This is a genomic window from Corallococcus sp. AB038B (assembly GCF_003668955.1).
In the GTDB taxonomy this organism is placed as follows: domain Bacteria; phylum Myxococcota; class Myxococcia; order Myxococcales; family Myxococcaceae; genus Corallococcus; species Corallococcus exiguus.
Genome location: NZ_RAWO01000013.1, coordinates 203,855 through 229,276, shown reverse-complemented (window position 1 = coordinate 229,276; position 25,422 = coordinate 203,855). Strand labels below are relative to the sequence as shown.

General features: G+C 67.7%; 20 protein-coding genes. 11 read left to right on the top strand and 9 right to left on the bottom strand.

All coding sequences use genetic code 11. The features are described from left to right. Positions 1-6 precede the first annotated feature (6 nt). The gene (locus tag D7Y04_RS35330; protein ID WP_147477265.1) at positions 7-1,479 is read right to left on the bottom strand and encodes a hypothetical protein; all 1,473 of its coding nucleotides are present in this window, start codon (positions 1,477-1,479) and stop codon (positions 7-9) included. A 379-nt stretch (positions 1,480-1,858) separates the two neighbouring features. Between D7Y04_RS35330 and D7Y04_RS35325 the strand changes: the two genes are divergently transcribed. Together D7Y04_RS35325 and D7Y04_RS35320 are read left to right on the top strand one after the other, a co-directional pair. Continuing rightward, on the top strand, positions 1,859-2,056 hold the full coding sequence (locus tag D7Y04_RS35325) for a DUF6229 family protein (protein WP_121762174.1): 198 nt from the start codon (positions 1,859-1,861) through the stop codon (positions 2,054-2,056). 135 nt (positions 2,057-2,191) lie between these two features. Next, a complete protein-coding gene (locus D7Y04_RS35320) occupies positions 2,192-5,035 on the top strand; it encodes a type 2 lanthipeptide synthetase LanM family protein (protein ID WP_233601723.1) in 2,844 nt (947 codons plus the stop codon). 53 nt (positions 5,036-5,088) lie between these two features. Here D7Y04_RS35320 and D7Y04_RS35315 read toward each other — a convergent pair whose 3' ends face one another. Both D7Y04_RS35315 and D7Y04_RS35310 read right to left on the bottom strand, forming a co-directional pair. Next, positions 5,089-6,906 carry a DEAD/DEAH box helicase gene (locus D7Y04_RS35315; protein WP_121762172.1) on the bottom strand — a complete coding sequence of 606 codons (1,818 nt, stop codon included), beginning with the start codon at positions 6,904-6,906 and terminating at the stop codon, positions 5,089-5,091. 91 nt (positions 6,907-6,997) lie between these two features. Next, positions 6,998-7,768 carry a sporulation protein gene (locus D7Y04_RS35310; protein ID WP_158627642.1) on the bottom strand — a complete coding sequence of 257 codons (771 nt, stop codon included), beginning with the start codon at positions 7,766-7,768 and terminating at the stop codon, positions 6,998-7,000. Between the two features lie 153 nt (positions 7,769-7,921). Here D7Y04_RS35310 and D7Y04_RS35305 point away from each other — a divergent pair, with 153 nt between their 5' ends. Together D7Y04_RS35305 and D7Y04_RS35300 are read left to right on the top strand one after the other, a co-directional pair. Continuing rightward, positions 7,922-9,037: a Gfo/Idh/MocA family protein gene (locus D7Y04_RS35305; RefSeq protein WP_120594835.1), complete on the top strand. Its 1,116-nt coding sequence runs from the start codon at positions 7,922-7,924 to the stop codon at positions 9,035-9,037. A 413-nt stretch (positions 9,038-9,450) separates the two neighbouring features. Then, entirely contained in the window at positions 9,451-9,858 is a 408-nt protein-coding gene (locus D7Y04_RS35300) for a PaaI family thioesterase (RefSeq protein WP_120594833.1), read from the top strand. Between the two features lie 7 nt (positions 9,859-9,865). Here the strand turns inward: D7Y04_RS35300 and D7Y04_RS35295 are convergent, their stop codons facing one another. Continuing rightward, positions 9,866-10,918 carry a hypothetical protein gene (locus D7Y04_RS35295; protein WP_120594832.1) on the bottom strand — a complete coding sequence of 351 codons (1,053 nt, stop codon included), beginning with the start codon at positions 10,916-10,918 and terminating at the stop codon, positions 9,866-9,868. 361 nt (positions 10,919-11,279) lie between these two features. On the opposite strand from D7Y04_RS35295, the gene D7Y04_RS35290 reads away from it, so the two are divergent. Next, positions 11,280-11,861 carry an NADPH-dependent F420 reductase gene (locus D7Y04_RS35290; RefSeq protein ID WP_121762170.1) on the top strand — a complete coding sequence of 194 codons (582 nt, stop codon included), beginning with the start codon at positions 11,280-11,282 and terminating at the stop codon, positions 11,859-11,861. Position 11,862: 1 nt separating this feature from the next. Here D7Y04_RS35290 and D7Y04_RS35285 read toward each other — a convergent pair whose 3' ends face one another. Then, a complete protein-coding gene (locus D7Y04_RS35285; RefSeq protein ID WP_120594830.1) occupies positions 11,863-12,780 on the bottom strand; it encodes a LysR family transcriptional regulator in 918 nt (305 codons plus the stop codon). A gap of 72 nt (positions 12,781-12,852) precedes the next feature. Next, positions 12,853-13,362, bottom strand: a complete 510-nt coding sequence (locus tag D7Y04_RS35280; protein ID WP_120580189.1) for a DUF2267 domain-containing protein — start codon at positions 13,360-13,362, stop codon at positions 12,853-12,855. A gap of 621 nt (positions 13,363-13,983) precedes the next feature. Here D7Y04_RS35280 and D7Y04_RS35275 point away from each other — a divergent pair. From D7Y04_RS35275 to D7Y04_RS35255, 5 genes are all read left to right on the top strand, one after another. Then, on the top strand, positions 13,984-14,415 hold the full coding sequence (locus tag D7Y04_RS35275) for a hypothetical protein (RefSeq protein WP_121762169.1): 432 nt from the start codon (positions 13,984-13,986) through the stop codon (positions 14,413-14,415). Positions 14,416-14,525: 110 nt separating this feature from the next. Beyond that, on the top strand, positions 14,526-15,056 hold the full coding sequence (locus tag D7Y04_RS35270; protein WP_121762168.1) for a hypothetical protein: 531 nt from the start codon (positions 14,526-14,528) through the stop codon (positions 15,054-15,056). 77 nt (positions 15,057-15,133) lie between these two features. Continuing rightward, a complete protein-coding gene (locus D7Y04_RS35265) occupies positions 15,134-16,120 on the top strand; it encodes a hypothetical protein (RefSeq protein ID WP_121762167.1) in 987 nt (328 codons plus the stop codon). A gap of 2 nt (positions 16,121-16,122) precedes the next feature. Next, entirely contained in the window at positions 16,123-16,467 is a 345-nt protein-coding gene (locus D7Y04_RS35260; protein WP_121762166.1) for a DUF2019 domain-containing protein, read from the top strand. A gap of 140 nt (positions 16,468-16,607) precedes the next feature. Continuing rightward, on the top strand, positions 16,608-21,446 hold the full coding sequence (locus D7Y04_RS35255) for a hypothetical protein (RefSeq protein ID WP_121762165.1): 4,839 nt from the start codon (positions 16,608-16,610) through the stop codon (positions 21,444-21,446). Positions 21,447-21,685: 239 nt separating this feature from the next. On the opposite strand, the gene D7Y04_RS35250 is transcribed toward D7Y04_RS35255, so the two are convergent. The 3 genes from D7Y04_RS35250 to D7Y04_RS35240 all read right to left on the bottom strand — a co-directional run bounded on the left by D7Y04_RS35250 (position 21,686) and on the right by D7Y04_RS35240 (position 24,543). Further along, a complete protein-coding gene (locus tag D7Y04_RS35250; RefSeq protein ID WP_120594824.1) occupies positions 21,686-22,258 on the bottom strand; it encodes a hypothetical protein in 573 nt (190 codons plus the stop codon). Further along, positions 22,255-23,163, bottom strand: coding sequence for a viperin family antiviral radical SAM protein (locus tag D7Y04_RS35245; RefSeq protein ID WP_233601722.1), 909 nt, complete (start codon positions 23,161-23,163; stop codon positions 22,255-22,257). Before D7Y04_RS35245 ends, D7Y04_RS35250 begins: the two co-directional genes overlap by 4 nt. 81 nt (positions 23,164-23,244) lie before the next feature. Next, positions 23,245-24,543 carry a sigma-70 family RNA polymerase sigma factor gene (locus tag D7Y04_RS35240; protein ID WP_120594823.1) on the bottom strand — a complete coding sequence of 433 codons (1,299 nt, stop codon included), beginning with the start codon at positions 24,541-24,543 and terminating at the stop codon, positions 23,245-23,247. A 257-nt stretch (positions 24,544-24,800) separates the two neighbouring features. On the opposite strand from D7Y04_RS35240, the gene D7Y04_RS44180 reads away from it, so the two are divergent. Beyond that, positions 24,801-25,409, top strand: a complete 609-nt coding sequence (locus tag D7Y04_RS44180; protein ID WP_147454478.1) for a hypothetical protein — start codon at positions 24,801-24,803, stop codon at positions 25,407-25,409. Positions 25,410-25,422 lie beyond the last annotated feature (13 nt).

Here is a 25,422-nt window from a genome sequence, read left to right as displayed (position 1 = left end):
CTCCTTTCAGGGAAGCGCCTGCAGGTCGTTGTGCCGGATGCTCACGGCGGGATCGCCGAGCACCACGTAGTTGCGAGCGTCGTTGCGTTCGATCCACCGGTGCAGCAGCTCGCGAGGCTGGAGCTTGCCGTTGGACGTGTTGGCATCCAGGTGCGTCAGCAGGATGTTGTTGGCGGCGGAGAACCGGTCGCGGAAGTCGCGCAGCGCGTGGCCCACCGGCATGCCCGCCATGATCTTCCAGAGCGTGTTGCGGAACGGGTGGATGGTCGTCTGGGTCATCTGCAGCGGCTTGATGGAGAAGCCCCACGCCCGCTCCACGTGGCCGATCACCGCCAGCGCGCCGCCGTTGGGATGGGCCAGGAGCCGCCGTGGCAGGGCCGCGACGAAGGGAGCACTCGCGAGCGCGTCACCACTGCGCGAGGCATGGAGCGGGAACTCGTCGTTCGCGGGCGTGCCCATGCCGAAGCAGGCGAAGAAGAACGCCACCAGGCCATGGAGCCGCGCGTCGTCCTGGATGTCCGACGCCGCCACGTAGTGCGCGGGGGCCATCGCGCCAAATCCGGCCCAATCCTGGCTCAGCAGGGCGCCCTGTTTCGTGAGCTGGAGCGGATCGTTCGCCTTGAAGCCCACGCCATGGGACGCGGTGAAGAGCACCGCCGGGCGCACGTCGCGGCCATGGAGCGCGGCCAGCAACCATTCACGGGTTGCGTCATCCTCGATAGCCTCACGGCTGGCGAAGCGGGCCTTCGCGGCGACCGTCTTCGACAGCTGGGGAGGCTGATCCAACGGCGCACCACGGGCGAGCGGAGCGACGAGGTTGTCCGCGCTGAGTTCCGTCGAGCGGTCCCCAGGGTGCTTGGGTCCCCACCAGTTCACCTGCCGGTGATTGGGCACGGAAGCGCCCGTCTCATACGCCACCACGCTGTCCGCATAGCGCCCGTACTCCGCTGGCGTGTCGAAGGAGAGCCGGCCCACGGCGTACGACAAGGAGAGCGAGTGCTGCACGTCGAACGGGATGACGTCAGGCCCGCCTACGAGCAGGAGGTAATAGGGAACGATGCTCGGCTCCACGTCGCCGATGGGCGCTCCGTGCCGCTCCAGGAACTGATGCGCCGTCTCACCGGGCTGGTAGGTGAGGACGTGGCACCGGTCCGCTTCTTCCATGCGCTCGCGCCGATGGGCGATGAGCGGCTCCAGGCTCTTGCGAAGCTCCTCGGAGGCGGACGCCGGGAACACCACGCCCCAGCCGGCCTTCGTGTAGTCCTCCGGAGGCGCGTCGGGTGGCAGGCCGAAGCTGAGACGCATGGGGAGGAACTCAAGCCACTTCCTCCACGCCTCGAAGTACGCGGCCTCGCCCCGAGGCTCCGCCACCTCCGCGGCCGCGGGCAACGCGATGGGCGGCACCAGGTACTGCCCGGTGACGCCATCGATGCCGTTGAAGACCAGCGGATCTTCCGGGCTGGCGATGGGGCGCTCCACGTTCACCTCCTCCTCGCCATCCTAGGCGTCCCTGCTGACCTGGAAAGAGCGGACAGGGGCCCGGCTGTCAGGCCCCCGGCGTTCTGGGCGGCGGATGTCGCGTGGCGGGCTCGCTCTCCGACCCCGAGGCCGACCTGTCACCTGGTCCACGGTCTCCTCGTCCCCCTGGGCAGGGGGACCACCGTTTCGTGGTGGCAATCCCTTATGCGGCGTTCGGATCCCGCTGGACTTGTGGCGTGCGAGCGCAAGTCATTGTGGAGTGTCTGACTTTGACCTGATGCGTCTGGCATTGCGGGGCGTGTCTGTGTTCACGTCCGCTCCGCGTCCGGCGCACATGGCACCCCTCGCCATGACCGTCCGGACGTGAGGGAGAACACTCATGACGAAGAAGCCTGGTTTCCAGGATGTGGTGGAGGGCTGGCTGGCCGGCAATGAGGAGTCCCAAGGCATGACCAACCCGGCGGGACCGCTCTTCGTGGGAGGTGAGCGCACCGAACAGGCGCTCACCGAGTCCAACCTGGTGGCGGACACGGGCTGCAGCAGCTGCACCGCCTCCACCACCGGGTGGTGTTGTTGAGCCACCCCGGACGTCTTCCGTCCGTCTGAAACATCCCTCCGGCGCCGTGCTCGGTGCCGGAGGGTCTTCCCCTCATTCCCCAGCATCGGTCCCCACCCCCAGGGAGCCCCCCTCATGGTCCACGAGGAAGCGTCGATGGCTGCCGAGGTCCCTCCCGAGGGATGGCTCGCGCGCCCCGTGAACGTCCTGCTGACGCCGCACCTGGAGACGCTGTCGCAACGGCTCGCGCGAATCCAGGGCCTCTCCCCAGCCGAGCGCGACGCGGTGGAGACCTCGACCCGGTCGATGCTGGGCTTCCGCGCCCAGTTCAAGCTCAACCGCGTGCTCCTCCTGGAATTGCATGCCGCGTCGATGGAGGGACGGCTCGACGCCGCGGACTCGTCAGCACGGTGGGGCCAGTTCCTCGAGCTTGCCTGCACGTCTGATTTCCATGCGCACCTGCGCGAACGCTATCCGCCGCTCATGGAGCGGCTGGCGACGTTGGGGCGGCTCCAGACCCAAGCGGTGCTGCGACTGGCGGAGCGGTTCGTCGCGGACCGCGAGTCCCTGCAGGAGCTGCCGGGTCGCCCTCGCGGCGCGCTCAAGCGCCTGCGGCTGGGCGAAGGTGATGCCCACCGGGGTGGTCAGACGGTGGCGCTCCTGGAACTGGAAGAGGGCTCGGTGCTCTACAAGCCCCGGTGCATGCGCGTGGACCGCGCGCTGGAGGGGCTGCTGTCGCGGCTGCTCGCGCCGGAGGACGCCACCCGGCGCATCCGGGTGCCGGCCGTGCTGGTTCGCGCGGGCTACGGCTGGGCGGAGTTCGTGGAGCACCGCTACTGCGAGAGCGAAGCCGAGTTCGCGCGCTTCTACCGGAACATGGGCCACTGGCTCGCGGTGATGCGCCTGCTGGGCGGCACGGACCTGCACTCGGAGAACCTCATCGCGCATGGGCCGGTGCCCGTGGTGGTGGACGTGGAGAGCCTCTTCACGCCGGATCCTTTCGTGCCTCCGGCGGAGCGCGGGCTGGCGGTGGACCTGGCCGCGAAGGCCATCCGGGGCACCGTCCTGCGCACGGGCCTGCTTCCCGTGCGCAGCGGAGGTCCGGGGCTGGGCGGCCTGGACATCTCCGCCGCGGGCTCGCTTCCAGGGCAGCAGCCGCGCATCGCGGCGCCGCTCATCGTTGGCGGTGGCACGGACGGCGCGCGCCTGGGCATGGCGCTGATGGAGCGCCCGATGGCGAAGAACCACCCCAGCCCGGAACCCGTGCTCGCGCTGTATTGGGATCGGGTCGTGGAGGGGTTCCACGAACTCACCGCGCGAATGAAAGCGCTGGATGCGGACGGCAATCTGCGCCCGCTGCTGGAGCCGTTCATGGGCGCGGTGGTCCGGCGCATCCTGCGGCCCACCCAGACCTACGCGGAGTTGCTGCGGATGCTCTGGCATCCGGCCTCCCTCTACGACGCGCCCAAGGCCCACGCGCGGGCGCGGGAGGTGATGCGGAAGAACGCGGACGTCTCCCCCGGAGCGCCCTCCGCGGCGCCCGTCATCGACGAGGAGCTCGCGGACCTGTGCGTGGGCGACATCCCCGTCTTCACCCAGCCCGTGACCCGGAGCGTGATCGACACCGCGGTGGAGGCGTGGCGCTCCGTGGATGTGCCCCTGGAGGAGATGACCATCCAGAGCACGCTGATCAGCGCCTACCTCAACGAGAAGACCGTGCCTCCACGCGTCCCCGCGCCGGCCACGCCCGCGCGCCGGGAGCGCCTGGACGCGCGGCGCCGGGCCCAACTGTCCAAGCTGGTCCGCCGCGTGGGCGACGCGGCCGTGAAGGGGCCGGACGGAACGGTGACGTGGATCAGCCCGGTGCTCGCCGAACACGGCTGGGCCGTGCGCCCCCTCTCCGCCGAGCACTACAGCGGGCAGGGTGGCATCACGGTGGTGCTGGCCCAGTACCTGCGCGAGGTCCACCACGGCCGCGCGGACGCGGTGGAGGGGCTGCCCGCGCTGCTGGAAGGCACGCTCGCGGTGCTTCGTGCCACCGAGGACCGCGTACCGGTGAAGTCGCCGGGCGGCTTCTCCGGGCTCGCGTCGCAGGTGTGGATCTGGTCCACGCTGCATGACCTGGGCACCGTCCCCGGCGCGTTGGACCGGGCCCGCGAGCGCGCGGCGGTGCTGACGCCCCAGGTGCTGGATGCCGACGGGCTGCTGGAGGTGCTGGGCGGCGTGGCGGGCGTCATCGTCCCGCTGCTCAACCTGGTGGACCAGACGGGCGACCCGACGTGGTTGGACATCGCGGCGCACGCGGGGCGGCGGCTGGAGGACACGGCGCGGAGCGTGGCGGGGGACGCGCGGTGGTCCACGTCCATGTTCCCGGAGCCCATCGGTGGCTTCGCGCACGGCACGGCGGGCATCGGCTGGGCGCTGGCGCGGCTGGGCCTGAGCGCGGCGGGGACTGCCGCGGACCGGCGGCGGTGGCGCAGCCTGGCCGAGCGCGCCTTCGACTTCGTGGACGGGCTCTACCGTCCGGACGTGGGCAACTGGACGGACCTGCGTCGCCCGGACGCCACGGATCAACTGACGACCTGGTGCCATGGGAGTACGGGCATCGGCATGGCCGCGGCGGACCTCTTCGTGCGCACGGGGATGCCCCGCTACGGGGACCTGTTCCAGCGGGCCCGTGCCGCGGCCGTGCGCGAGGGCTTCGGCTGGACCCACACCCTGTGCCACGGCGACCTGGGATTGTGGGAGTTGATGGAGACGGCGCGCCGGCTGTCCTCGGAGCCGCTCGGGCAGGAGCGGGAGACGCTGGACGCGGAGCTCATCTCCGGCCTGGAGGCGCGTGGCCCGGTGGCGGGGCTTGCGCGTGACGCCTTCTCGCCCGGGCTGATGGCCGGGCTGGGCGGCGTCATCCACCTGCTCTTGCGCATGCACCCGGAGAGCCGGCTCGCGTCGCCGCTGCTGCTGGGGCGCGCGGGGGACATGGACCCGGACGCGGTCTGAGGCGGGCGTCACCGGCCCGCCCGTGATGGGAGGCCGGTGACGCGAGAGGGACGTCAGTCGCGGGTGTCGCGGCGCACGGTGACCTTGCGGCCGCGCAGCGTGGAGCCCTTCAGCGCGGAGATGATGCGCGCGGCTTCCGGCTCCGGCACCTCCACGATGGAGTACATGTCCGCGATGTGGATCGCGCCGATGCGCGAGGAGTCGAGCCCCGCCTCACCCGCGATGGCGCCCACCAGGTCCGCCGGCCGCATGCCCGCGGTGCGGCCCGCGCCGATGAACAGGCGCGTGACGTTCCACTCCGGTGCGCGCGGGGGACGCGCGGGGGCCCGCTCGGCCCGTTCGCCGCGCTCGGCCCGTTCGCCGCGCTCGGCTCGCTCTCCGCGCTCGCCCCGGTCAGCGGTGCGGGGGCCTCGCGACGGGCGCTCGGCGTCTCGGTCCGCGAACTTGCCCGGAGGCCCGGAGCGCTCCGTGCGCGGGAACTTCCGCTCCGCCGGCGCCGACACCTGGGGAATGTCCTGCTCGGCGGAGTCCTTGCCCTCGTCCTCCTTCTCCTGGAGGAGCTTGATGGCGGCGGCGGCCACGTCCATGACGCTGAACTCGCCGGACAGGTCCTCCGCGATGCCGCGGAACGCGTCCAGCTCCCCGCCCACGAGCGCCTCGCGCAGCGACGAGCGGATCATCTCCAGCCGGCGCGCGCGCAGGTCCGACACGGTGGGGACCGCGGTGACCTCGATGCGCTGGCCGGTGAGCCGCTCGATGTTGCGCAAGAGCCGGTGCTCGCGGGGCTCCAGCAGGGTGATGGCCACGCCCTCGCGGCCGGCGCGGCCCGTGCGGCCGATGCGGTGCACGTAGGCCTCCGGCGCGTTGGGCACGTCGAAGTTCACCACGTGCGTCAGCCGGGGGATGTCCAGGCCGCGCGCCGCGACGTCCGTGGCGATGAGCAGGTCCGCCGCCTGCGACTTGAACTGCTTGATGACGCGGTCGCGCTGCTCCTGGCTCATGCCGCCGTGCAGGGCGTGGGCGCGCCAGCCCCGGCCGTTGAGGGACGTGGTGAGCTCATCCACCTCCGTGCGCGTGCGGCAGAACACGATGGCGGCGGTGGGGGACTCCAGGTCCAACACGCGACCCAGCGTGGCGATCTTGAACGCGCGCGGGACGATGTAGGCCGTCTGCCGGACGCGCGGCATCTCCCCGGCCTCCAGCTTCTCCTTCTCGATGCGCACGCGCACCGGCTGGTGCAGGTGGCGCTCCGCGATGCTGGCGATGCGCGGGGGCAGGGTGGCGGAGAACAGCGCCGTCTGCCGCTTCTCGGGCGTCTCGGAGAGGATGGCCTCCAGGTCGTCCGCGAAGCCCATGTCGAGCATCTCGTCCGCTTCGTCCAGGACCACGGTCTTCACCAGGTCCAGCTTCATCGTCTTGCGGCGCAAGTGGTCCAGCGCGCGGCCGGGCGTGGCGACGATGACGTCCACGCCGCGCTTGAGCACGCGCAGCTGCCGGCCAATCTCCTGGCCGCCGTAGAGCGGGAGCACGCTGACGCCCAGCTTCTGGCCGTAGCGGTGGATGGCCTCGGACACCTGCATGGCCAGCTCGCGCGTGGGCACGAGCACCAGCGCGGAGGTGCTGTGCGGTCCGGCGGCGCCGGGCTTCAGGTGCTGGAGGAGCGGAAGCGAGAACGCGGCCGTCTTGCCGGTGCCCGTGGCGGCGATGCCCAGCAGGTCCTTCTGGGCCAGCAGCGGCGGGAGCGCGGCGGCCTGGATGGGGGTGGGCTCTTCGTAGCCGAGAGTCGTCAACGCCTCGACGAGCTCGGGCTTGAGCCCGAGGGCTTCGAAGGTGGGGGTTTCGGGGGCAGCGGGAGGCGGGGGAGCTTTCACACGGCGGCTTGTACCACTTCCGAGCCCGGGCGGAGGACTTGGGACGTCGGGTACGTCCAGGGCTGTACGAAGGACCGGTCCTTCCGGGCTTTCACGTCCCGCCGCGAAGGTGGGGCGCCAGGAGCGCCGCGATGGCCCCTGTCCCCAAGGACAGGTCCGAGGAGGACAGCACCAGCCGCTGCCGCCGGCCGCCGTCCAGCGACGAGCCCTCCAGGAGGGATGTAAGGCCCCGGGGGCCGCGGTCCAGGTCGAGGACCAGCTCCAGCGCGTCCTCCTGGGGGAAGGGCAGGAGGGCGAGCGAGCGAGGCGGGCCGTTCCACTCCGGGCCGGCGTGGAACTCCAGTTCCTGCACGAAGGGCTCGTCGCGACCCAACGGGGACCCAGCCTCGCAGTACGAGTTGCGCCACTGAAAGCCCAGCTGTTGCACGGCCTCAATCACGGTCTGGAGGGACGGGTGGGGCAGGACGTGGACGCGGTCGCTGTCCTCGGGGTTGAGGGCGTTGTCGATGTCGAGCGCCGTCTTGATCCACACGGGCGTGCCGCGTTCGGTGATGGGAGCGTGGGCGGGGATGCGCAGGGAGAAGGGGATCTCGCGCTCCTCGCGGGGCTGGAGGGTGAAGGGGTTGGCGACGCGCCAGGTGCGCACGACGGCGTTGAGCGCGCTGAGGCGGTCGTTGTCGCGCTGGAGGTATTGCGCCATCAGGTGCAGGTCGATGCGGTCGATGCGCTGGGGCGTGTGGCCGCCCTGGACATGGACGAGTCCCCGCAGGTCGCCGCCCGCGCGCACGGTGTCGTGTTCCAGGCGGGTGTCCACCCGCGCGCTGCCAATCCCGAGGCGGGCGAGCATCTTCATGAAGGGCATGGGGAACGGCATAGGCCGGATGGACGCGGCGCGAAAGCCTGTCCGTCCGTCCGCCTGCCCATCATGCGGCCCCTGCACCGGAGGGACGGGCGCGGCTTGCGGGGTGGCCTGGCGCGTCACCAGCGTAAGGCTTCACCACGGGAGAGGTGCATCATGGCGCAGGGGACATCCAGGCGGGTGCGGTACGCGGTGGTGGGAGCGGGCAACCTCGCGCAGGTGGCCATCCTCCCGGCGTTCCAGCACGCGGAGGAGAACTCCGAGCTGGTGGCCATCATCTCCTCCGACAAGGCGAAGCGGGTCACGCTCCAGGAGAAGTACGGCGTGGAGCACGTGGGGGGCTACGAGAACTTCGAACAGGTGTTGCGCGACTCGAAGGCGGACGCGGTCTACCTCGTGTTGCCCAACACCCTGCACCGGGCCTTCACGGAGCGTGCGGCACGCATTGGCGTGCACGTCCTCTGCGAGAAGCCGATGGCGACGTCGGTGGAGGACTGCGAGGCGATGATCCGCGCCACGAACGAGAACGACGTGAAGCTGATGGTCGCGTACCGGCTGCACTTCGAGGAGGCGAACCTCCGCGCCATCGAGCTGATGCGCTCAGGGCGGCTGGGGAATCCGCTGGTGTTCACGGGGATGCTGACGCAGCAGGTGCGCGAAGGGGACATCCGCACGCGCGTGGACGTGGGAGGCGGAGCGCTGCTGGACGAAGGGCCATACCCCATCAACGCCGCGCGCTACCTCTTCCGCGACGAGCCGCGCGAGGTGTTCGCGTTCACGGGAGGCGGCAGGGATGGGCGCTTCCACGGCGTGGATGCGTCCGCGTTCGCGCTGATGCGATTCCCGAACGGACGGGTGGCCCAGTTCGCCATCAGCCACGAGGCCTCGGCGGTGTCGAGCTACCGGCTGGTGGGGACGGAAGGGGACCTGCTGGTGAAGCACGGCTTCGGCTACGGCACGGACATCCAGCACGAGCTCACGGTGGGCGGGGAGACGGAGACGCGGACGTTCAAGAACAGCGACCAGTTCGCGCCGGAGCTCGTCTACTTCTCCCAGTGCGTCCTGGAGGATCGCGATCCGGAGCCCAACGGCATTGAAGGCCTGGCGGACGTGCGCATCATCGTCGCGTTGCAGGAGTCCGCGCGCACGGGGAAGCCGGTGAAGCTGGCCCCGTTCGAGAAGCCCAAGCGGCCGACACTGGAACAGCTCATCGTCAGGCCACCGGTGGAGCCGCCGGAACCGGTGAATGCGCCGGCTCCGGCGGAGGGATAGAGAGGCGCCTCTACAGGCAGAGAAAGGCCCCGCAGACTCCTTCCCCAGGACCGCACCCGGTATCGGGCAGATTGCAATCCTTGCAGCTCAAGGAGCAGACCCTCGGCAGGGGGGCCGCGCCTGCTTCCGTGCCCTCCGCGGTGGAGGGGGGACCATCGCCAGGGCCGTGCCCGCGGCGAGTCCCATCAACAACGCGATGCCAGGAATTGCCCGCTTCAGTCGCGACGGCTTCACGCGTCCTCCCGTGTCTGGTTTGTAAGGCAAGGACAGTCCTATTCCCGGCGAGCAGGGATTGGCAAGTCGCCGCGTGTCATTGATAGACCGCTGACGGGTGCGCCAGGTTTTTGGCTTGGTGAAGGTCCCCTCGCGGGTCATGCTCCCTTGACTTTCCAACACGAGCGCAGGAGCACGCAGTGGAAGACCTTCAGGAGTTCGCGCGTCAGGTGTTCGCGTCGCAGCCCTTCAGCCAGTTCATCGGCGCGCAGCTCGCCAGCGCCGGGCCTGGGACCGCGGAGCTGCGGCTCCCCATCGTGGACCACCTGAAGCAGCAGCACGGCTTCGTCCACGGGGGCGTGCTCAGCTACCTCGCGGACAACGCCATCACGTTCGCCGGGGGCCTGGCGCTGGGCGGCAACGCGCTGACCTCCGAGTACAAGATCAACTACCTGAAGCCCGCCGTGGGCTCGCTGCTCATCGCGCGGGCCCACGCGAAGGCCGCCGGCAAGCGGCAGGCCGTGTGTCAATGTGAAGTCTTCGCGGTGAAGGATGGCGCGGAGACGCTGTGCGCCCTGGCGCAGGGCACGGTCGTCTCCGCGGCCTGAAGGCGCATCAGAACTTGAACAGGTCCTTGATGCCCTTGCCCAGGTCCTTCGCGCCGTCGGCGACCTTGTCCGTGACGTCCTTGGCCTTGTCGGCGACCTTGTCCGTGACGTTCTTGGCGGTGTCAGCGACCTTGTCGGTGACGTTCTTCGCCGTGTCGCCGACCTTGTCCGTGACGTTCTTGACGGCCTCGCTGGCCTTGCCGTTGGTGAGGTTGTCGACCGTGCCCTTCAGCTTGTTGAAGTCGATGGTGTACGAGGTGCCGACGCCGACGCCCACGCCGAGCGCCGCCTTGGCCTTGCCGCCGATGGTGAGCTTGCCGTCCTCGAAGGCCACCTTCGCGTCAACCGCGGCGCCCACGCCGGCGATGGCGCTGCCCGTCACGGAGCCCTGCACGGGGCCGAACTCGCCGCGAGCCGTGGCGCTCGCCTCGGCGCCCACCAGCGCGCCCGCGCCGACCTCGGCGCCCATGTCGCCGTTCTTGGGGTTCAGGTCGATCTTGGCCTTCGCGTCCGCGTTGGCGCCCACCAGCGCCTCGCCGTGCACGCCGCCGTAGACCTTGCCCTCCACCTTGTCGAGCCCGATGTCCTTCAAGTCCTTGCCGAAGCCCGCGTCACCGCGAAGGCTGGCGATGTTGGCCTCGGCGCCCGCGCGGCCGCCGATCTCCCACGGCATCACGCGATATGACGCATCACCCTGGACCTCGGCGGCGCTCGCCTCGATCTGCGCGCCGGTGCCGTCCTGGGTGAAGCCCGTGCCGGTCTTGAACTCCGCCGCGTCCTTCTGCCACGACACGTACTTGCTGCTCTCGTTGCCCGCCACCTGGCCGGGGCCCGTGTTGCCCTGCGTGACCTGGCGCCCGTCCTTCTTGTCCGCGCTGGCCTGGGCCTTATCGCCCTTGCGCGAGTCCATGAAGATGTCCTGGCCCCACTCCTTGCTGAACTTCGTGTCCGGCTGGTTCTTGTCGATGAAGCCGGGCTTCTTCTCGGTGGCCGCGGACGGGCCAGCAACGGCGGGGGAGTTCGAGGCGGGCGTGGACGCGGGGCGGTTGGAGACGCGCATGGGAGACCTCGGGGGGCGGCGAAGGAGGGGAGAGTCAGGGATTTGGAAGAGGGCCCGGAGTGCTGCGTCCGGTCCGTGTGCTGAATCCCTAGAGCACGGCGCGTGCCAGGCCTCCGGCGGGGCCGGCGAAGGCCGTCTTCCCTCTGAAGCGCGTGATTCGAGAGGTGCCCGGGCGGCTCGAAACTGGTGAGGCGGATCACCAGTGCTGGTGACTCGTGTCACCAGGAGGCCCGCCCCGCGTTTCATGACGCCGCGTCACAGGTGCCGTGACGACCCAGGCGTTTTTCGCGAGGGCCCCGTTCCGCATATTGCCAACCGTTCCGGGGCGCACCGCTCCGGCCTTCACGAGGACGGCAAGACCATGGCGACGAAGATCGGGATCATCGGCAAGGGGAACGTGGGCGGCGCGCTGCAGCGGGGCCTGGCTCGCGCGGGGCACGAGGTGCGGGCGGTGGGCAAGGACCCGGCGGCCGTGCGTCAGACGGCGGCGTGGGCGGACGTGGTGTTCCTGGCGGTGCCCTTCGGCGCGCTGGACGACACGCTCCGCGCGCTGGGCGACGCGGTGAACGGCAAGGTCGTGGTGGACGTGACGAACGCGCTGACCGCCGACATGCAGCTGGCGCTCGGCTTCACCACGAGCGGCGCGGAGGAGCTGCAGAAGAAGGCTCCCCAGGCGCGCGTGGTGAAGGCCTTCAACACGGTCTTCGCGCAGCACATGGACCAGGGACAGGTGAAGGGCGAGAAGCTCAGCCTGCTCGTCGCCTCGGATGACGCTGGCGGCAGGGAGCGCGTGCTGGGCCTGGGGCGCGACCTGGGCTTCGACCCGGTGGACGCGGGACCGCTGCGCAACTCCCGGTGGCTGGAGTCGCTGGGCTACCTCAACATCCTGCTCGGCTACGTGCAGAAGCTGGGGCCGGACATCGGGTTCCGGCTGGTGCGCTGATTCAGCGGCGCTTGCGACCCGTGGCCAGCGGGGCCCTGGAGGCGAAGAGCTCCGCCACGAAGTCCAGGAACACACGCACCTTGGGCACGGCGGACTTGTGCCGCTCGAAGAGGGCGAAGACGGTGCGTGGCTCGGGCTCGAGGTCTTCGAGGATGAGCTCGAGCTCGCCCCGGGAGAGGTGTTCGGCGACGTGGTACTCGTAGGTCTGGATGATGCCGAGCCCGCCCAGCGCGGCGTGCGTGAGCACGTTGCCAGAGCCGGCCATGAGCCTGCCCCGGGCGGCGAAGGTGACCTCGCCCCCTGGGCCCTTCAGCCGCCACGGGAGGGGGCCCGTGTTCGACAGGTACGCGATGCAGGTGTGCTCCCGCAGCGACGCGAGCGTCCGGGGCCTGCCATGCGCGGTGAGATAGGCAGGGGAGGCGACCAGGATGGAGCGCGCGCGGGCGAGCTTCCGTGAGACCAGGTCGGAGTCACGCGTCGGCGCGAGGCGGAGGACCACGTCGACGCCCTCGGCGGTGGGGTCGATGATCCGGTCGCGGACCGTGAGATCGATGGACACCTCCGGGTAGCGCTCCAAGAACCGGGGCAACGCGGGCCCGACGACGTAGTCCGCGAGCGGGATGGGGACATCGACGCGCAGGCGGCCTCGCGGCGTGACGCTCGTCCGCGCCAGCGTGGCGTTGACCGCTTCGAGCTCCGCGAGCATCCGCGTGCAGTGCTCGTGGTACAGGGCCCCTTCGTCCGTGAGGCTGAGGCTGCGGGTGGTCCTGTTCAGGAGCCGGACACCCAGCCGACCTTCGAGCCGCGAGATGATCCGGCTCACGCCCGAAGGAGTCAGCCCCAGGTTCTCGGCCGCACGAGTGAAGCCGCCCAGGTCGACGGCCTTGATGAAGACTTCGATCTCCGAGATGGAGTCCATGTTGCCGTCAGCTCACAGCCATTCATGACCTGACGTCAATGGAGTGCGCCCAGGCAGGCGAGCGCCCTGGCCTCAGGTAGGGCGCGCCCACAGCTCGCGGAGGTCCGTTGGAAGCTCGCCCGCGATGTCGTCGCTCTCGCCCTCGGAGATCTGCGCCTGGATGGCGCTGAAGACCGCGCGGACGATGGGTTCTGCGTTCTCGGCCTCCACGCCCAGGTCCGTGGAGACCATCGCCAGCATCTCCGCCCGGCCGAACTTATGAGGCGGCGGCCCGGCTTCGTGGCGGTCGCACCGCACCAGGAGCTCGCGCAGCTTGTGGGGCAGCTGGGCCTCCATGTCGTTGTCCTCCTCGCCGAAGAGGCGCTGCTCCAGCACGCACAGCACGGAGAAGGCGGCTTGCTGGGCAGCCTGCTCGTCCTGGAACTGGCCTACGTCGCGCAGGTACTTGAGGAAGGCCTTGTAGGTCTGCGACGTGCGGGACTCGTGGCGCATGCGGCGGCGCTCGTCGAGCGGGATGTCCGTGCTGCGGTGCGTGGGGCTCCCTGCCTGCTGCCCGGTGCCGGGGATGTCTTGCGCTGCCATGTCTGATTCCTCGTTCCTCGGAGTGGGGTCCGACCCCAAAGCTGGAGCGCTCGCGAGTCCGGAGGAAGGTACGCGCCGCCCTGCGAGCCGCCCGCTTCCCGTGGACGGGGGCTGACGGGAAGCGCCTGCTCCCACCCACCGTCATCGCCCTTGCACTGGCGCAAGCGCGTCCGAATCTCTCCAGTGAGGTGCCGTCATGCGTGAAAGCCTTCAACCCAGGGGAGAGGCCCTTCGAGGCGCAGCCCGCAGGATCGCGGTGCGGAGGGCAGAGGAGCCGGACACTCCCATGATCCAGATCATCACGGAGGCAGCCCGCCACTACGACCTCTCGCCAAGCGAGGAGCAGATGCTGCTGTCGGATCTGCTGCCCGGGAGTGCGGAGGCGCCCCAGCCCTGACGCCGCACGGCGAATGTCTGTCATTGAATGGAGGTTCGTGAGTCGGACGCGACCACGACTGGCAGCAAGCGATTCAGGCCTGACTCAGGAGGAGAAAGCGAGTCCGGCGAGAATTTTCCTCGCAATCCGTTGCATGCATTTCAAACGCTGGCTGTCTGGACAAGGCTCCCGGGAATCGCTTATCTGATTCTGGGGAAGCGATTCCCCTTCCTTGGGGGCTGTCCATGAAAAGCTTGACGGTGGTGGCTGCGTTCGCGGTGTCGGCGCTGGGCATGGGTTCCGCGCACGCGGCGACGCTGACGTTCACGGTGCAGAACAAGATCACGACCAGCGCGATCACCAACTCCTACTTCAACGGCTGTGCCGCGGTCATCCCGGCCCTGACCTCGGTGGCGGCCAACTCGACTTCGGGCGTGCACCAGACGGACTGTGGGCAGAACTCCGCCGTCGTTTTCGAGTACACGAGTGGCAGCAAGACCTGTCGCTTCAACATGAGCAGCATCTGGACCCCGCCCAACCCGATCCTGGGGACGTCCGGCTACTGGACGCCCGCGGGAAGCGCCACGTCCAAGGGCAGCACCACCGCCACGTGCAAGACGACGCTGGTCGGGCTGGGCTCGAGCGGCAGCTACACCTGGGCCCTGTCGATGCAGTGATGCGCGGGCGTTGACCTGGGAGCCGTCCTACCTGCGCGGTGGGGCGGCTCCTTGTCTTTGCGGGGGGAAGGGCTGGAAAGCGCGTGAGGCCCTGGAGTAGATGGGCGGCCATGAACCTGATTCGACTGTCGGTTGTGGGCGTGGGTGTGGCGTTCCTGGTGGCGGGCTGCGGGGGCCGCCGGAGCAACGCCAAGGTGGACTTCTCCCAGATGGGGCCGTCCATCAATTCCAAGCGCTACGCGAACCTGGAGAAGATCGCCGCCAAGGATCTCAAGTGCGACCAGGAGCTGACGCCGCAGTACCTGGGTGAGAATCAGTACCAGATGATCGGCTGCAACGTTGAGGGTATCTATGAGCTGAAATGCAAGGTGGGTCAGTGCTCCTGGATCCCGGACGTGAGGGCCCGCGCGGAGTTCGACATGGGCTGTTCACGGTTTGATCTCAAGACGTCCAAGCTGGATCCCGTCACTACGGGAGTCGCGGGCTGCGGAAAACGCGCGGCGTACCGGCTGAGCACGTTGGGGCGCGGGTACTCGTGGATCCTGAACTCGCCCGTGGCCCAGGATGAGGTCCCTGCGCAGGCGGCGCCAGCGCCTACTCCGGCACCCGCGGACGAGGTGCCGGTGCCGACCGAGCTTTGACGTGTATTGCCTTTGCCTGGATGGTGGGGCGGAGGCAACCACCAGGTGACGGGGCACTTCCGAAAGCGAAGGCATTCATGACGAACCGGTTGGTGGTATCCGTCCTTGTTCTTTCGCTGCTCGGTGCGTGCGCGAACCGACCTGGGCTCCGCCTTGACCTGGGGCAGGGGCGATCCATTGATTACGTGCCGCGTGCCCCCTCACGGTCGGTGGTGGTAGGGGCGGATGCATTCGAGGAGGCGCTCTCCGCCTGGGTCCTTGAGATCCCGCTCTCGCTTCGCTCAGAGCGGCAACCCTGGTTGGTTCGAGCCGCCTATCCGGGAAGCACGCCTGACGCAAGCTGGCGAAGCCTGATGCGGCTGGAGGCAAGTCGGGAACTGAAGCGGGCAACAGAGACGGCGACCTCCGCCCGAGAGTTGGATCAGGCAGGGCAGCACTTTGCGAATCGTATCGGGCCGGAGGTTGCGCGTGTTTTCGTCCTCGCGGTGACGGTCGTGGTGAGTCAGGGGATGACCGGAGGCGCGGCGTCATTGGCGTCACGGCTCTCGAGAATGCCCGGCTACCCCGAGGCATCGGTGGTGGGCGCAACCCGAGTCGGAATCGAACTGGCTCACGTAGGGCAGGTGAGTGCGGTTGCCATCGCAGGCGACACCATCGTCGTCTCACTTCCTGCGACGGTGGTTGCGATGGTGGCCCGGAATGGAGCAGGAGCGAACAGCAATCCAGGTGGTCTTCGGTACTGGAGGTCGTTCAGCGGCCTCAAACGAGCCCTTGGCCCGGCAGGAGATGGAAAGCAGTGGCACCACATCGTCGAGCAAACACCGGGCAACGTGAATCGGTTTGGGCCCGAGGCCATCCACAACACCGAGAACGTCATTCAGCTGGAACAAGGACTGCATAAGCGGTTGAGCGGTTTCTATTCATCGATTCAACAAGAAATCACCGGCTCGCGGATCCTGACGGTGAGACAGTGGTTGAGCACGCAGTCCCTTGATGCTCAGCGCGATTTCGGCCTGCAGGCCATCGAGAAGATCCAGAAGCGAATTTGGGGAGTCTGGAAGTGACGATGGAAAAGCTCATGGAAGCGTTCGCACGGCATGTGGCGGCCCAGAATGATGCAGTCCGGCAGGGCGATGCGAAGACCGCGAACAAGCACGCCAAGAAGGTGAACGAGACTTTCGACAAATTGTGTGCGCACGGGAACGCGGGTCGGGATGCGCTCGCGACCCTGTTCGTTCATCCGCGCATGGACGTCCGGGTCAAGGCGGCCGCCTTCCTCCTCCGCCATCGAACGGATGAAGCCAAGGCCGTCCTCAACGAGGCTGCTCAAGGTCAGGACCTTGTTTCTTTCGCTGCCTCCGAGGCGCTGAAGCGCTGGGCGGAAGGAACCTGGGCGCTGGATCCCGGGTAGGGACTGCTCAATCCCGCCAGACAAGCCCACTTGAGACATGTCTCGCCCCCCCCTGAGACATGTCTCATTTCCTGAGAAATGTATTATGAGCACAAATGTCGTGTTTCTTACGGTCTCGCCGGAAATAATTCACGAGACCCATGAAACTCTACGGACAGATAGAAACATCGGAGCCTGGCAGCCTGGAAGCATGCACGGTGCTGCTGGGCCAGTCGCCCAACACGCCCCTCTTCACCGCTGAGTTCACGAGCCCGCAGGGTGGGTTCTTCTTCCAGAAGATCACCGCCTCCGCGCTGCCCTTTCCCCTTTCGCTCCATGTCCTCCGCTCGGGGGTTTCCGTCGTGGAGCACACCTTCGCCGACAAGGCCGCGCTGAACGCGGTGCTGGTCGCGGAGAGCAAGCCCGCCGCGGCGGACCGGCGGGTCATCCTCCAGCTGCCGGCGCTCGCTCCCGCGGTGAAGGTGGCCCCGCGCACGTCGGTCACGACGATGGAGGCCGCGACAGCGCCGAAACTGGTGGTGGAGTTCATCTCCGTCCTGGGCGCGGTGGAGAGCTCCGCTGGCTCCGTCTCGGGGTACACCCTGGAGGTCTCCTGTCCGGACACCATCGCTGGAGACAGCGAAGTCACCCCCATCCACCAGGAGTTCCTGCTCGGGCCCACGGGCGCCTTCCAATTGGGGCTTGCCCTCACCGGCCGCATCTCCAGCAGCCCTCTCACCTTCGTGGTGCGCACCCCCAACGGCCTGCCTACCCGGCTCGTCTCTCCGACGCACCTCACCGTGAGCCAGGCCGCGAAGATGGCGGTGGTGAAGGTGCAGGTGGAGCCGTTCTCGCCCAACGTCCTCGTTCCAAGCTCCAGCGCGCCCACCACCCGTGTCCTCAAGGGGCGCCTGGTGGACCCCACGGGCAGGGCGCTGACGCGGCAGCAGATCCTCTTCCAGGCACTGCGAGGAGACGGGACGAGCCCCCCGCTCAAGGTGTCCCTCGCCGCGGTCACCACGCACAGCAGCGGCAACTTCTCCGTGGTGGTCCCCAACGAGCCGTTCCTCGAGGCCTACGCGGTGGTCTCCTCCCGTTCCGACGAGGAGCTCCCCGTCGGGCTCAACGCGGATGGGACCTTCCCCGCGTTCACGCTGCTGGTCGTCGCGACAGGGAGCACGACCGAGGCCGCCAGCGGTGAAGACGACTGCGCCTGCAATGACCCGACCCCGCGCCTGCCGGGCACGGAGGAGCTCGTCGCCAACGAGTCCAGCTACTCGCAGGATATCGGCGGCTCCTGCGTCAACTTCACGGTCCCCAACCGGTCGCTGGAGGAGTTCAGCCACTACGCCATCGTCCGCACCACGGACCCGCGCGGCCAGCTCGTCCCCATCCGCGAAGCCCCCGCCTGGGAGTGGAATGGCGACACCTCCGACCCGGCCGGCTACGCCCGTCATCTCCACCGCACCTTGCGGCAGACGCTGGGGAGCAAGAACCCCCTGCGCTGGGACGACGACGCCAGCGACTATGAGCTGTATCAAGCCGTGTCGCTGGCGCACGGCCACGTGCTCCACTTCAAGCAGACCTTCAAGGCGGACGGCTACTCGATGGGGGACCTGCTCTACTCCCTGCCGCTGGCCCCCGGGCAGAAGAAGCAGCTCGTCATCTACGACTGGAACCGGGAGGACGGGGCCTCGCGCGATGAGGCCACGGTGGCCGAAGAGGGGCTGACCCACAGCCTGTCGAGAGACCGCGACATCGACGAAATCCTCAGTGGGACCGTCCAGGAGTCCATGCGGGGTGGCAGCTCGGCCAAGACGCGCGGCTTCTCCTTCGGCATGGGGGGCGCTGGCAGCGGCAGCAAGAACGGCGTGGCCGTGGGGTTGTCCACCGGCTTCAGCATCTCCGGCGGTTCAGGGACGTCCTCCGCGTGGCAGGACAACACCCGCGACATGACGTCCAGCCTTCACAACCGGCTGCGTGACGCCACCATGCAGGCGACGTCCTCCGTGCGCAGCCAGCGCTCCACCGTCGTCACCAGCGCGAAGCAGGGCGAATCGCTCTCCGTGCAGACCGAAGTGGTGGCCAACCACAACCACTGCCACGCGTTGACCATCCAGTACTTCGAGATCCTCCGGCACTTCGTCATCGAGCAGCAGGTGGTGGACGTCCAGGAGTGCCTCTTCGTCCCCTTGATGATGAGCCTCTTCACGGACGCGAAGATCCTCCGCTGGCGGGAGTGCCTGTCCGAGCACCTGCTCTACTCCCTGGAGACGACCCGGGGGCAGGAGCTGCGCCGGGGCTTCGACGCGCTGGATCGCATTGCGCGGAACTACCAGGGCACGGACTTCCCCCGCCGCGTGGAGTCCTCCGGCGCGGTGACCTTCCTGCCCTACAGTGAGGAGTCCATCGAGGAGTTCTCGGGTGAGCTCCAGCTCCGCCTGACGCTGAGCAGGCCGGCGGATCAAGCGGATGGGTCGATTGACGCCGCCGCCTGGGCCACCCTGAGCCATGTCTTCCTGGGGCTGGACATCCGGGGCATCAGCAACCTGTTCGTCAAGCTCTCCCTCGAGGAGCGGGAGCGCACCTTCCAGACGCAGCACGCCCCCGCGCTCGCCCGCAACTTCGTCGAGCAGCTTCGCTTCGAGGCCATCCTCGCGAACGGGACGACGGTGAAGGACCTGCGGCTGGACTGCACCCTGCTCACCGACTACGCCCCGGGCCGGCTGTTGACCGTCTCCGTGCGCTCCACGCGGACCACGGACATCAAGGCGCTCAAGGCCGGGGTGGCCCAGCAGCCCTTCTCCGGCACCCCCGCGGACCTCAAGCGCAGCCAGATTGTCGGACTGCGGCTGAGCTCGCCCAGCCTGAGTCTGTCGGGCAGCTTCGCCGTCGTCGACCGGGGCACGCTGCGCTACCGCACGCCTCACTTCAGCGGGACGCTGGTGAACAACCAGACCATCCGCAACGACATCGGCTTCGCGGATCAGATCTACCTGCCCACGCCCATGACGCCCGAGGAGCAGCGCAACCCCTGGCAGGAGGACCAGCGGCTGGCCCAGCAGCTCCGGGATCATCTCAACCAGGAGAACCTGGAGTACTACCACCACGCCATCTGGTGCCACGGCATCACGCCGCACCGCCGGTACATGATGCTGGACCGCATCCATCTGGCGCAGGACGAGTTCAACTCCATCTATGCGCAACGCGGGGTGCTGGGCCGCTCCCTGGCCTCGCTGGTGGAGAACCGGCTGCTGGGGGTCGCGGGCAACTCGCTCGTGTTCCCGGTGGCCCGTGGCCTCAACCTGGACCCCACCTACGAGATGGGCACCCCGGACCAGAGCGGCAGTGGGGCCATGGCCCATGCCTCACTGCTGGAGCACTACCAGACGGAGGCCGAGCGCGAAGGGGGGCAGGGCGCGGTCTTCCGCCTGAGCGTGCCTACGCCCGGAGTCTTCGCGGAGGCCGTGCGCGGCGCCTGCAACGCGTGCGAGCGCATCGATGACACGCGCTTCTGGAGATGGGAGCAGTCGCCCTCGGACGAGCCCACCGCCATCAACCCGGTGAGCACGGACAGCCGCTACCAGACGCCGCAAAGCACCACGCCCACCGCGCTCCCGCAGCCCATCGTCAACATCCAGAACGCACCGGCCGCGCCGGATCCCACGGGGGTGGGCTCGCTGCTGAACGCACTCACCCAGGTGAGCCCGTTCGCCAACCTGACGGGCCTGGACCAGAACCAGAAGAACGCCCTGGCGGCGATGACCTCCAACCAGGAGACCGCGCGGGCCTTCGGGGAGATGGCCACGAAGCTCGCGCTGTCAGCCCAGAGCAGCCGCAACTCCGCCGTCCTGAACGAGCAGATCGACAAGGCCTTCCCTGTCGCCAGATCCCCGGCGAAGAACCAGGAGTGGAAGGAGCGGTTGCTGAACGCGCAGCTCGGCGGCGATTCCCAGGCTTCGAGCTCGAAGGCGTCGCCGCTGGATCAGTTGGACCTGGGTCAGACCATCGACGCGGTCCGCGGTTCGCCTGGCATGGAGGTGGACGTGGGGCCGTCCAAGGTCGCGGTTCGCAACCGCTCGGGCACCCGGAGCGCCAGCTCCGCGGTCTCCACGCCGGTGGTCCCGGAAGAGCAGGAGCCGTCGCCCCCGACGGAGTGGCCTTTCATCGAGGGCTACTCGCAGATCACGGCGGCCTACCCGCGACTGACGCAGATCCTCGAAAGCTCCAGCGTCTTCCGTCAGTCCGTCATCGAGCCCTTCGCCAACCGCGGCGCCGCCGACTACGTCCCGTTGATCATCGAGGTCACTCCGAACGCCACGCGCGGCATCGATGGTCAGTGCATCATCGAGGTGCGGGACCCTGCCGACACGACGACGCCGGGCGGATCCTGGATTCCGCTTCACCAGCTCACCCGGGACCTCGCCGGGTTCGACATGTCTCGCGACGTGCGGATCCGCGTCCATATCGCGATGAGGGGACAGGCCACCACGCACCCGGGCGGCATCCTCTTGATCATCTCCCATGAGTGGGCGCTGCATGGGCTTAGCAACCGCGAGACGATTCTCCACGCCCGGAGCGGTAACTGGACGCTCAATGATCTTCGCGACTGCTACATCGCCGATATGGTCAGCCATCAGGACCACCGGCAGATTGCCTCGAGCACCCATGCGACGTACGAGGCGGTGAACGATGATCTGGAGCAGTTGCTTGCCGATATGGACCCGCCGGTCACGGTGAGGATCAAGCCGTCCTATGTTGGCGAGGGGAGCCAACTGCTGCCGCTGCCCGCCCGTGTCGTCGCGCCCCAGAACACCCGGATCCACGCATTGAACCGCCAGCACCACCTGTACACGGCCCACCAGCTGTTCGCGTTCGAGCGCGACATGGAGAAGACCTACAAATACAATCCGGCACATCCCATGAGCTACCTGCGGGCGGCCACGCCATCCGACGCCTTCCCGTGGGACTACCTCGATTCCGACCAGGGTCGGCGGTAGGGGACGCCGGGGCCGCGCCAGCGCGGCCGGGCGGGTGCTCCGGACTCTTCGCATCAGGAGAGGGTCCGGAGCAGCGGATGCTTGCTCAGGCCTGTGACCAGGGTCTTCAGCTCGTCATGGAGGGCAGGGGCCTTGAGCAGTGCGCCGCCGGTTCCCTGGCCTGCACTGAGCAGGGGACTCAACGGCTCCAGGTGGTAGCCCATCGCGCTGGATGATGGGCCGGGCTTCCTGGGCGGCGCTCAGGTGGCCCGCGAGTCGATGCCTCCCTCGACCATGCGTTTCACGGTGAGGTACAGGGCCTCGGGTGAGCCGTCATTCCTCAAGACGGCGTCGAAAGAACTTCGGTCGATCCCCAGGAGCTCCATCTCCGTGGCGTGACGCGACAATGCACCTGGAGCGCCCGCGCCGGGCCGTTCAATCAACCAGATGGTGGCCCCCAGCTCCCGCGCAGCCCGCCATTCCGCCTGGGTCCGCAAGTCCGTGCAGACGACGCGCCCTCCCGCGCGACGGATGGCTTCAACCCGCATCCGGAAGGGCCGCAGCCAGACCTCGGGATCCAGCTCCAGGCAGGCCTGGCCGAATCGCTGGTAGAGCTCCCTGGGCGCGCGGCCGAACCGTGGGTCCACCTCATTGCGGCGCTCACCCCAGAGCTGCGTGGGATCGAGCTGAAGCAAGCCCATCAACGCCGCCTTGATTGGGTCCGCGAGCGCGACCCGCTCGAAGCCATACTGTTTCGCCAGGAAGCCGCCCAGCGTGTCCTTGCCCGCACCGGAGACTCCCGCGAGGCAAACGAGACTGGAGGCCGCATTCATGACTCACCTCCGAACGCGTAGTGGCCGTCGCGATGGATGAAGCGCTCCATGGAGAACTGGACCTGGGACCATGCGGCATCCAGGCCGCAATGGAGGATGGGGGCGCTGTAGCGATGACCTCCCTGGACGTTGTCGAAGAACCGGCCCGCCGGGTCGACCATCGCGTAGCTGCCGCGCATGTCTTCGTTGTCTTCGGGCACCAGGATGATGCCGTCGCGCTCCAGGCAGCGATGGCGTGCGACGAACGCTTCGAAGTCCTCCCGGGGGCAGCACAGGGGTTCCACCTTGCCGGTGTTCTGTCCCTCGACGCTGAGGACGCGCAACAGCTTCCAGCGTTCGGGCCGCAACTCGCGGAGGAACACCGTCTGGTCTTCACCCGCGTTCAGGTTCGTGACGACCGTGTTCACCTTGAGGCGCATGCCCGCCGCGCGGATCCGCTCCGCGAGGGACAGGTAGTGCTCGACCGGCAGCGCCTTGCCCTGGACGGCCCGCCCCAGTGCGGCATGCGTCTGCGGCGATACGCTGTCGATGCTGAGCGTCACCCAATCCATCACGCCGCGAAGGCGTGCGAGGGTGTCCGCATCCAGCCGGCTGCCATTGGTCACCAGCATCGTGGTGGCACCCCGCGCCTTGGCGGCAGCCACGAGGTCCGGCAACCACGGGCAGAGCAGGGGCTCGCCTCCCGCGAAGGTGATCTTCTGGAAGCGGAGCGCCAACAGTTCCACGAGCCTCAGCGCCTCCTGCTTGGGAAGGTGCCCCTTGGGGAGAACGTTCTTGCGGACATCCTGGAAGGTGGCGAAGCAGAACCGACAACGCATGTTGCACGGCTCCCACAGGTGGAAGTTGACCGAGGGCGGCATCACCTGGGCGGTGGCCGGGAACGGCGTGGCGGACAGCGAGTGCATGAAGCCTCCAGAAACGGCCCGTGTCAGGCAGTCTGGTGCTCCACTCCCTTCAGCGAATTAAGTGTGACCGAGAATCGTAAGTCACTGACATTGCTGGAGAAAAATAGTCCGTAATTGATCCCGGGCCCGCTGGGTCCGCTTGCGGACAGCGTCGGGAAGGAGCCCGAGCCGGGCGCCAATCTCGTCGTCGGACAGCTCCTCGAAGTAGCGCATCTGGATGATCTCCTGATGCTTCTCAGGGAGCGCACAGATCGCATCGTGGAGGGTCTGGTGAGACTCGAGCTGAATGTACTGGTCGTCAGGCCTGATCGTGCACTGAGGTTCCAGTGACTCGTCGATTGAGCACGAGCGGATCACACGGCCGAACCGCTTCATGGCTCCGTACTGAACCGAGCGGAGGAAGAACTGCTCGAACTCATCGGGAGGGCGCTTCCTCAGGCAGATATTCAGGAGGATGGAATGAACCAGGTCCTCCGCATCGGAAGTGCCGACCAGTCCCTGAGCGATCCGGCGAGCCTTGGCCATCATCTCCCGTTGCTGAAATTGCCGTTCCAGGCAGGTGCGCGTGTTGAGTGTGACCGTGGAATCAGCGGAGGCCGTGAAGGAAGCTGCTGTGACGCCTTCGTATCCATCCTCTGGCGCTGCGAAGACAGGCGCGGGTCGTGAGGGCTGGGCGGCGAGGAGCGCCTGCCGCGAGCACTCCCAGGACAACGAATCGCAGCGGGCCGGACGCGCGGACGCCACGGTCTGGGCACGGGCGGGGAGTGCCTCGGCGAGAGAGTCCACGCTGGGAATCAGCCCCGTGGCCGCGAGCGCCGCCAGGGTCAAGCCCCCGGCTCCGAAGGGCGAGGCCTGGGCGATGCGCCAGGAGAGACGGATCATCCCTATGCTCATCCGGAATAGCAGCACGCTCACGGTGATGAGGGTCCAGACCGAGAAGGCGATGACGATCGCACCGGACAGCACGGGCAGGGCAAGGCGCTCACCTGCATCGGGGATGGCCCACTTGCACGCCAGGAACAGCAGCAGTCCCACCAGGGCCCAGGGCGAGCGTAGGAGGAGAGGCGGAGGGCCCACTCTGCCAGCCAGACGCCGGTATCCGTTCCATCCGGTGATGGCCACGAAGGCGATCAAGGCCATGCCCAGGAAGATGACCGAGAGTTGAGCCGCACCCTCGAAGATACCTGCCGAGAGCGCCCCCATCCGCTCAAGGAGGACCGCCGCGATCGCGAAGCCCATGAGCCCGGTGGCCCCGATGCCCACGAAGATACCGGGGATGACGACCCGGACGGAGAAGATGGTCAACGCCACCGCGACCAACACCAACTGCCAGCCCGCGGTCCGCCGGGGTGGCGGTCTGGACTCCCCCTGCTGTGCCATGCGGCCTTCCTTCTTAGAGGAGCACTGGCGGCGTAGAGCTTACACCCCAACAGGGAGCGACTGGAAGGCGTCGGGCCAACTCAAAATTGTTTGAGATCTGGGACGCGCATCAATCCGGCTGAAAATAGCAGGTCGCGATGGACCCAGCGCTTGATGAATGAGGAGCCTGCCGGTTGCTTCTATCCAGCAATTGAATTTTCCTCGTTCGCCAGAGTCATTTGGGGACGGCGGTTACCATTGCTCCTAACTGGGACGGCGTGAAGATGAATGATACTCCAGCGTTCGTGATTGATACCGCTGATTGGGAAGGCATTAATCAAGCTGTCACTCATGCTCCGAACTACGAAACCAAGGTGGCATGCGCAATCAAGCGCACAATTCGGGTAATGCATGGAATTGCGCATTTGCACCGAAACACCATGCTCGAAGAAGTTGAGGTCTACATTGGCAGGGCGGGTTACACCAATGTCTTGAATCGATGGCGTGACAGCAGGAGCAAGCGCGGTCATTTCTACGCAGCCGTACTCTTTTCTTGTGAGACGGGACGAGCAATCGAGCTGGAGGGTTTAGCCAATAGGCTGCTTTGTGGGCTCAAGGAGAGAAGAACGCTGTGCGTTGGTAACGCCAACGTCAATCCCCATGGCGGAGGTAGGGTAGCTGATTGCGACCTGTCAGTTGTTTATATGACCTGGGATGTTAAACGAAATCCTGAGTACGGGGAGAAGCCAGATATCAATGTGATTCGAGAGGTGTCAAAAGAGGCGTCTGTGTCGTGTTCTGGTGGTTTTTCGTATAACCAGATCGAGCATGGGCTTCGCCTGACTAAGCGCTTGTCGGAATGGGATCGATTGGTATGGAGCATGTAGCGACTCGATAGTC